The organism is Thermovirga sp. (assembly GCA_012523215.1).
Classification (GTDB): domain Bacteria; phylum Synergistota; class Synergistia; order Synergistales; family Thermovirgaceae; genus 58-81.
Window position 1 is genome coordinate 1 of the sequence record JAAYIZ010000107.1, and the last position, 7,315, is coordinate 7,315.

The 7,315-nt window shown below is 57.7% G+C and carries 11 protein-coding genes; all 11 read left to right on the forward strand.

Annotated elements, in window-relative coordinates:
• The first annotated feature begins 5 nt into the window (after positions 1-5).
• The 11 genes from GX108_03040 to GX108_03090 are packed head-to-tail and all read left to right on the forward strand — an operon-like array spanning position 6 to position 7,226.
• Positions 6-251, forward strand: coding sequence for a DUF4040 domain-containing protein (locus tag GX108_03040; GenBank protein ID NLO56019.1), 246 nt, complete (start codon positions 6-8; stop codon positions 249-251).
• Positions 248-523, forward strand: coding sequence for a hypothetical protein (locus tag GX108_03045; protein NLO56020.1), 276 nt, complete (start codon positions 248-250; stop codon positions 521-523). The genes GX108_03040 and GX108_03045 overlap by 4 nt, the downstream gene beginning before the upstream one ends.
• Entirely contained in the window at positions 520-1,017 is a 498-nt protein-coding gene (locus tag GX108_03050) for a sodium:proton antiporter (protein NLO56021.1), read from the forward strand. The genes GX108_03045 and GX108_03050 overlap by 4 nt, the downstream gene beginning before the upstream one ends.
• Positions 1,007-1,354, forward strand: coding sequence for a cation:proton antiporter (locus tag GX108_03055; protein ID NLO56022.1), 348 nt, complete (start codon positions 1,007-1,009; stop codon positions 1,352-1,354). Before GX108_03050 ends, GX108_03055 begins: the two co-directional genes overlap by 11 nt.
• Positions 1,351-2,916: an NADH:ubiquinone oxidoreductase gene (locus tag GX108_03060; GenBank protein ID NLO56023.1), complete on the forward strand. Its 1,566-nt coding sequence runs from the start codon at positions 1,351-1,353 to the stop codon at positions 2,914-2,916. The genes GX108_03055 and GX108_03060 overlap by 4 nt, the downstream gene beginning before the upstream one ends.
• Positions 2,916-3,254 carry a hydrogenase gene (locus GX108_03065; protein NLO56024.1) on the forward strand — a complete coding sequence of 113 codons (339 nt, stop codon included), beginning with the start codon at positions 2,916-2,918 and terminating at the stop codon, positions 3,252-3,254. Before GX108_03060 ends, GX108_03065 begins: the two co-directional genes overlap by 1 nt.
• Before the next feature lie 12 nt (positions 3,255-3,266).
• Positions 3,267-3,728, forward strand: coding sequence for an NADH-quinone oxidoreductase subunit B family protein (locus tag GX108_03070; protein NLO56025.1), 462 nt, complete (start codon positions 3,267-3,269; stop codon positions 3,726-3,728).
• The gene (locus tag GX108_03075; protein ID NLO56026.1) at positions 3,725-4,276 is read left to right on the forward strand and encodes an NADH-quinone oxidoreductase subunit C; all 552 of its coding nucleotides are present in this window, start codon (positions 3,725-3,727) and stop codon (positions 4,274-4,276) included. The genes GX108_03070 and GX108_03075 overlap by 4 nt, the downstream gene beginning before the upstream one ends.
• A gap of 12 nt (positions 4,277-4,288) precedes the next feature.
• Positions 4,289-5,527: an NADH dehydrogenase subunit gene (locus GX108_03080; GenBank protein ID NLO56027.1), complete on the forward strand. Its 1,239-nt coding sequence runs from the start codon at positions 4,289-4,291 to the stop codon at positions 5,525-5,527.
• On the forward strand, positions 5,524-6,516 hold the full coding sequence (locus GX108_03085; protein ID NLO56028.1) for an NADH-quinone oxidoreductase subunit H: 993 nt from the start codon (positions 5,524-5,526) through the stop codon (positions 6,514-6,516). The genes GX108_03080 and GX108_03085 overlap by 4 nt, the downstream gene beginning before the upstream one ends.
• 11 nt (positions 6,517-6,527) lie before the next feature.
• Entirely contained in the window at positions 6,528-7,226 is a 699-nt protein-coding gene (locus tag GX108_03090) for a 4Fe-4S binding protein (protein NLO56029.1), read from the forward strand.
• Positions 7,227-7,315 lie beyond the last annotated feature (89 nt).

Genomic DNA, 7,315 nt, shown 5'->3' on the forward strand with positions numbered 1-7,315 from the left:
CCCACATGACGGTCCTGACCATCATCGTCATTGCGGTTTTCTACGCCGTCTGTTTCCCGTACCTTCTTTCATCGGTGATCTCGTTGGCGGTCTTCAGCCTGGTGCTGGCGGTGGAGTACTTTATCCTCCAGGCACCGGACGTGGCCATTGCCGAAGCAGCCATCGGAGCGGGTTTGAGCACTGCTATTTACATCATCACCCTCGGGGCCTGCAAGGCGCTGAAGGGACCAAAAGGAGGTGTAGGACAGTGAAAAGGCAAGTCCTTTTCATTGTGGCCGTTCTTGTCGTCGCCGGTGTCTTCCTTGGCGGGCTGAGCAGGATACACCCCTTTGGGGATACGGCGCGAGCTCCCATGGACGACTACTACCTTGAGAACGCCCAGCAGGAGCGTTCCGTCAACAACGTCGTCACCTCGATAGTCTTCGATTACAGGGGTTTCGACACCTTGGGCGAGGCCGCGGTATTGTTCACTGCGGTATGCTCCGTTCTAGCCCTTTTCCGTGAGGGGAGTGAGAAGCGATGAATCCCCTTTCCGTAGTCGTAAGGACCATCTGTGATATTTTCGCCTGGTTCATGGGCATCTTCGGCGCTTATGTCATCATCCACGGGCATATATCTCCCGGCGGAGGATTCCAGGGGGGAGCCGTAGTTGCCACTATGGCGGCTTTTCTCCTCGTTGCCTACGGGGGGAAAAGGGTCCTATCCTTCGTTAAGCCCGGCATATACACGGGCATGGAGGCGACGGGGCTGCTGGTCTTCATAACCGCCGGGTTTCTTGGCATGGGAACGACCTTTTTTTACAACTTCCTGGCAGGACAGGGCGGACTCTTCGGGGCAGTGGTCCCCCTCGGACCCAACAGTGGCATTCTTAACAGCGCCGGCACCATTTCCCTGATGAACATGGCCGTGGGCCTGGAGGTCGTCAGCGGACTCTCCCTGATCCTGATCTACATGTTCAAGGGTATCCGCCTCTTCGAAAGATATGATGGAAGGAGTGAGATGGGCCATGATAGGTAACGCCCCCTTCCTCGTCGTGGGAGTCATATTCCTGCTCGGACTATACGCCATACTAACCGAGAGAAACCTCATCAAGATAGCCATAGGGATATCGCTCCTCGAGGCCTCGGCCAACCTTCTCCTCATCGTCCTCGGTTATCGAAGCGGTGGGACCGTCCCGATATTTACCCTGGCGGGACAGGTCGAAACCATGGTCCTTCCCACACCCCAGGCGCTGACCCTGACGGCTATCGTCATCGGCCTGGCCACTTCGGCGCTGCTCCTTTCGCTGGTAATATTACTTTATAGACACTATGGGACGCTCGACGTCCGCGAGATCAGGAGGCTGAGGGGATGAACTGGCAGACGCACCTTCCGGCGCTGGCCCTGGCTGTGCCCCTCCTGGGAGCCTTCCTTTCCCTGGTAGTCGGTCACGCCGGACGTTTCATACGCAACACCTGGATGGTTATTGTCTCCATTGCCACCACCGCCATCTCCGTCATGCTTCTGCAAAGGGTTCTCGCGGGCGGGACGATGGTCTACGTAATGGGTGCCGAGGCCTGGAACGTCACCCTTCCCTCGGGCCTGAGCTGGCCTGTAAGGATCATCCTCCAAGTTGACGCCTTCAGCGCCTTCATGGGCGTGACCAGTTCCATAGCCGCCCTTGCCGGTGCTTTCTTTTCCCTTCGCTTCATGGACAAGTTCACCGGCCTGGAGAAGTTCTCGGCCCTTTACTTCCTGCTGGTTGCGGGCATGCTGGGCATGCAGCTCACCGGTGACCTTTTCAACTTCTTCGTCTTCCTCGAGATAGCCTCGGTGGCATCCTTCGGGCTTATCGCCTTTTGGAGGGACCGACCCGAGGCGATAGAAGCTTCCTTCAAGTACATGGTGGTCTCCACCGTGTCAGCCATGTTCGTGCTCATCGCCGTCGGATTCCTTTATGGGCGGTACAATGCTGTCAACATTGCGGCCGTCGCCAGGATGCTCCACATGGGCTACGCCGAAAAAATTGCCCTGGTCTTCCTCGTGGTGTCGCTGGCCATGAAAAGTGGTGCCGTCCCCATGCACATGTGGACCCCCGACGCCTATGCCGAGGCTCCGGCAGGGGTCACCTGCCTGCTGGTCGCCGTCAGCCAGGCGTCGCTCTACGGACTTTTCCGGGTCTGCTTCACCCTTTACGGCGTGACCCTTGGAAGCGCAGTGATACCCTGGACGATAATCATCATGGGTGTCCTCTCCATGTTCATCGGGGTCACCATGGCCGTCATTCAGAAAGAGATGAAACGGCTAATGGCCTATCATTCGGTCTCCCAGATAGGCTACATACTGCTGGCCCTGGGTGTTGGACTTCTTTCGCTTAAGGACCACCAGGCCATGGCCGATTATGGCTTCACCGCCATGAAGGGCGGCATCTTCCACATCGTCAACTACACCATGTACAAGGGCCTGCTCTTCCTCAGCGCCGGCGCGGTGTTCTACTCGGCCGGCACCCGGGATCTCAACGAACTCGGCGGCCTGGCCAGGCAGATGCCCCAGACGACCTTTATGTTCGCCATCGCAGCCGCAGCCATCGCCGGCCTTCCGCCCTTCAACGGCTTTGTCTCGAAACTGCTGATATACCAGACGACCTTCGCCGTCTACCCCTTACTGGCCGTAGTGGCCCTGGTCACTTCGGTACTGACGCTGGCTTCCTTCGTAAAGGTCTTCCAGACGGCTTTCCTTGGCCCAGCCAGGAAAACCTTCGAAAAGGTCGTGGAAGTGCCCGCGTCGATGCTCTTAGGGATGTCGGTGCTCACGCTGGTCATCGTGGCGCTCACGTTATTCCCAGGATGGACGCTTTCTCACCTGGTTGAACCTGCCGCCAAAGCCCTGGTGGACCAGGCAGGCTACATTTCCGCTATCATGGGAGGTGGTCTGTAATGTGGGAAAAGGTCTATTCGGGTTTTGGCTACTGGGACGTATACATCTGGCTCTTCTTCTTCGTGATCTGCGCGGTCATCATCCTCTTGATCAGGTCCTTGGGCCGCAGCGATTACAAGGAAGGTACCGAGCAGGATGAAATATTCTACGGAAGCAACATTGTGCCCGAGGACGGTGCCGATATGGGGGTTCCCGCCGCCTCGGCCTACTGGGGATTCGTGGAGGCCCTCAAACCCTACTACGAATGGCTTATCGAACTTCACACCGGTATCGCGAGCGAATACGTCGGCTACTTCATGCTTACCATGGCCGTCGTAGCGGTGCTGGTCCTTCTTTAAGGGGGTGGGACAATGAAACTGGAACGCTACCTCGACATACTAACTAAATCCATCTGGGTCTTTCACTGCAACAGCGGATCCTGCAATGGATGCGACATCGAGATCGTGGCGACCATTACCCCCAGGTATGACATTGAGCGCTTTGGCATGAAACTGGTGGGTTCACCCCGCCATGCCGACGCACTGCTCGTGACCGGTCCCGTCACGAAGTACATGACCGGCCGGTTGCGCAGGATCTACGCCCAGATGCCCGACCCCAAGGTGGTCATCGCCGTGGGTAACTGCGCGGGCTCGGGCGACGTCTTCTACAAGTCCTACAACCTGGATGGTCCAGTGGACAACATCCTGCCCGTCGACGTCTATGTCCACGGATGCCCTCCCAGGCCCGAGGCCATCATCGAGGGCGTAGCCAAGGCAGTGCTGAAACTGGAAAAACTGAAGGAATCCCTCACAAAGGCAGGTGCCGAGAAATGAGGCCGCGCCGCGTGGAATACACGAAAGAATATGAAAGCCCTGAAAAGGTCCTTTCTCTCCTGAAGAGGAAGTTCCGCAAAACTGCGGAAAGGATGACCCTCCGGGAATACAAGGGGGGTGTCGAGAACGGAGACGCCTACCGGTGCCTTTGGGTGTACGTGGAGAGGCAACGCTTCCTGGTGATGGTGGATACCCTGATGGAGTTCGACTTCCCCCATTTCCAGATCACCTCCGGCGACGATATCGGTGATTCGATCGAACTCAACTATCACTTCTCGATCTTCCGCAGCATCGATCGCGGCAAAAGGCTCGGCGTCACGATCTCCGTCATCGTGCCAAAGAATGATCTCGTAATGCCCTCCCTCTGGAGCAGGGTCCCTGGGATAGAGTACAGCGAGAGGGAGATCCGCGAGATGTTCGGCGTGGACTTTGACGGGCTACCCAATAAAGGCCTTGTTTTCCTCCCCGAGGACTGGAACGAGGATATCAAGCCCTGGCGCAGGGACGAAACCGGCCCCAAGCCAGAAGACATCAGGGAGCTCTCCTAGGAGGTGCCCTTTATGACGCAAGGATCTAATAAAACCTATAAAGTGCCAATCGGGCCAGTCCATGTCGGTCTCAAGGAACCCATAACGGCTTGGCTCGATGTGGACGGAGAGCGTATCAAGAACGCCGTCATACGCCCCGGCGCCATCCACCGCGGCATCGAGTTCATGGCCCGAGAACGCAATCCGATACAGGTGATCTACCTCGCCGAGCGCATCTGCGGGATATGCTCCTTTTCCCACATTGTAGCCTTCACGCGAGCCGTGGAGGACGCCACCGGGATCGAAGTCCCCGCCAGGGCCCAATATATAAGGGCTATCGTGCTGGAACTGGAGAGGATTCACTCCCATATACTCTGGGCAGGGGTTGCCTGCTACACCTTTGGTTACGACTCAGCCTTCAACCTGGGGATGATCCTGCGGGAGAAGGTTATGGACGTGCTCGAGGCGCTTACAGGCAACCGCGTAAACTACGGGACGGGGACCATCGGCGGTGTCCGGAGGGATATCACCCCTGCGGTGGAAAAAGTCCTCCAGGATATGCTGACCTTTTACAAGAACGAGTTCGGCATCTTTTACAATGTCGTCACCGACGACCCCATCGCCAAGGCCAGGATGCGCGACGTGGGCGTCCTATCCAGTGAAGACGCGATAACTCATTGCGCCCTGGGCCCCACTGCCAGGGGAAGCGGTCTCAGGGTTGACCTCAGGTGGTCCTCTCCTTACGAAGCCTACTGCGACATGGATGTCAAGCCCGTCGTCCCCCAGGACTACACAGGCGAGGTCCGCGGCGACGTCTTCGACCGTTTTCTAGTGAGGGTGTTGGAAGTCTACCAGTCCCTGGAGATAATAGAGACCGCCCTGGCGGGGCTTCCGACGGGTGACCTCATGTGGGAACCCAAACTGACCAAACTACTGGGTTTTCTCAAGCAGGCCGACGGAATCGGCCTCAGTTCCATCGAGGCCCCCCGGGGAGACGACACCCACGTCATAAGGCTCACAGGCGGGCAGGAGAACGTCACTTGGTGGAAGGTCCGCGCTCCTACCTACTCAAACGCCGTCTCGTGGCCAATCATGTTCCGGGAAAACGAACTTGCCGACTCGCCGCTCATCATCAACAGCATTGACCCGTGCATCTCCTGCATGGAGCGCATGGTAGTCACCGACCGCTCCTCTGGTCATGAACAGGTAGTGACCAGGTCGGAACTCGTAGAGCGGTGTCGTGAAAAGACGAGGAGGTTGATGGGGTCATGACCCTTATTCAATTCAAGGTTCTCGCGGGAATCGGCCTGCTGTTTTTCTCGCTCCTCGTCTCCCTTCTCTACGAGGGAGTCGACAGGATAATCCACGCTCGGATGCAGCTCCGGTTGGGGCCGCCGCTTTTTCAGCCCTTTTACGATATCCTCAAACTGCTGGGCAAGGAGAACATCGTGCCTCGCAGGGCCATTCCGTGGGCCTTCAACGGGGCCCCCTGGGTCTCGGCCGCCGCCGCGATGATGATCCTCCTTTACGTTCCCATGGGTTCATTGCCTCCACTATTAACAGGCAGCGGCGACCTGATCCTTATCCTCTATCTGCTTGGACTGTCGGCGGTGGCCCTAGCTGTGGGAGGGTTTGCCAGCGGCTCCACCTACGCCAACGTCGGTGCCCAGCGCGAGATGACCCTAATGATGAGCTACGAACTGCCCCTGGCGGTGGTCATCATCACGCTGGCCTGGTTCTCCTACCGTACAGGGATGCCCGGCGACCCCTTCAGTCTAGAGACCTTCGTGAGCATGCCCGTCTGGAGCGTCGTGGGGTGGACGGGACTTTTCGGCCTGGGTTGCCTGCTCGTTGCCCTCCTGGCCGTGGTTCCCGCAGAGGTGGGCAAGGTGCCCATGGATATAGCCGAGGCCAAGACTGAGATCCTCGAAGGACTCATCTGCGAGTATTCCGGCCGTAACCTGGCCATGTTTAAACTCGCCTTTTCCCTGCGGACGCTGGTCATGTGCGCTGTAGTGGTGTCCCTCTTTTTTCCCTGGACCGTCGGTCTCCGCCTTGGACTCCAGGGGCCGATGCTCTTCATGGCGGACTTCCTTTTCTTCTGGGTGAAGGTCTTCTTGATGCAGGTCATAGGCGTGACGACGATACGAACGGCCTTCGGCCGGTTCAAGATTTGGCAGGCGTCTCAATTTTACTGGTTTCACATCGCGGGCCTGTCCCTCGCCGGGATGGTGCTGCTGTCCCTCGACGTGATCCTTTAGGGGGAGTTGAAATGATCAACAGGATGATGATCCAGATGCTCAGGCAGTGGTGCGAGGATCCAGCCACCAATCCCTTCCCTGTGGCCTACATGCCCGACAATCTTACCAAGGCCCTCAAGGCGGCCGCCCGGGGCAAATTGAAACTCAACGATCCCATCAAGGTGCCCGAGGGGTTCCGCGGCCGCATTGGCTACGATAAGAAGACCTGTATCGGATGCAAACTTTGCATCAAGGTCTGCCCGGCCAACGCCATCGACTTCTTGGAGGACGAAAAGAAGGTGCTGTTCCACATGGACCGCTGCTGTTTCTGCGCCCAATGCACCGAGATATGCCCTGTTCAGTGTATCTGGATGACCGACGAATTCGCCTTCGCATCCTATGAGCGCCAGAAGGAGGTCGTGAAGGACTCGGGCAAAAGGCCCGCCGCCAAAAAATCCAAGGCTGTCAAGGACGACAACGATGCTGACGACGCCAAGGCAACCAGGGAAGCCAAGGGCTCCGGCGAAGCCAGGGAAATCAGGAGCGCCGATACAGCCAAGTATCATATCGATGCTGACAAGTGCATCGGCTGCACCCAGTGTGCGAAGGTATGCCCCGTCCAGGCCATTTCGGGCAAACTTAAGGAGAAGCACGTCGTCGATGAAGAAAAGTGTATAGGCTGCGCGGCCTGCGCAGAGGTGTGCCCCGTCAAGGCCATTAGTCCCAGGTAGGGAAAGGATGAAGAGGCGGGGCCGCTTGAAAAAACGGTCCCGCCCTTTTTTCTAAGGGGCATTCCATGGGAAGGGTACTTGCCCCCTTC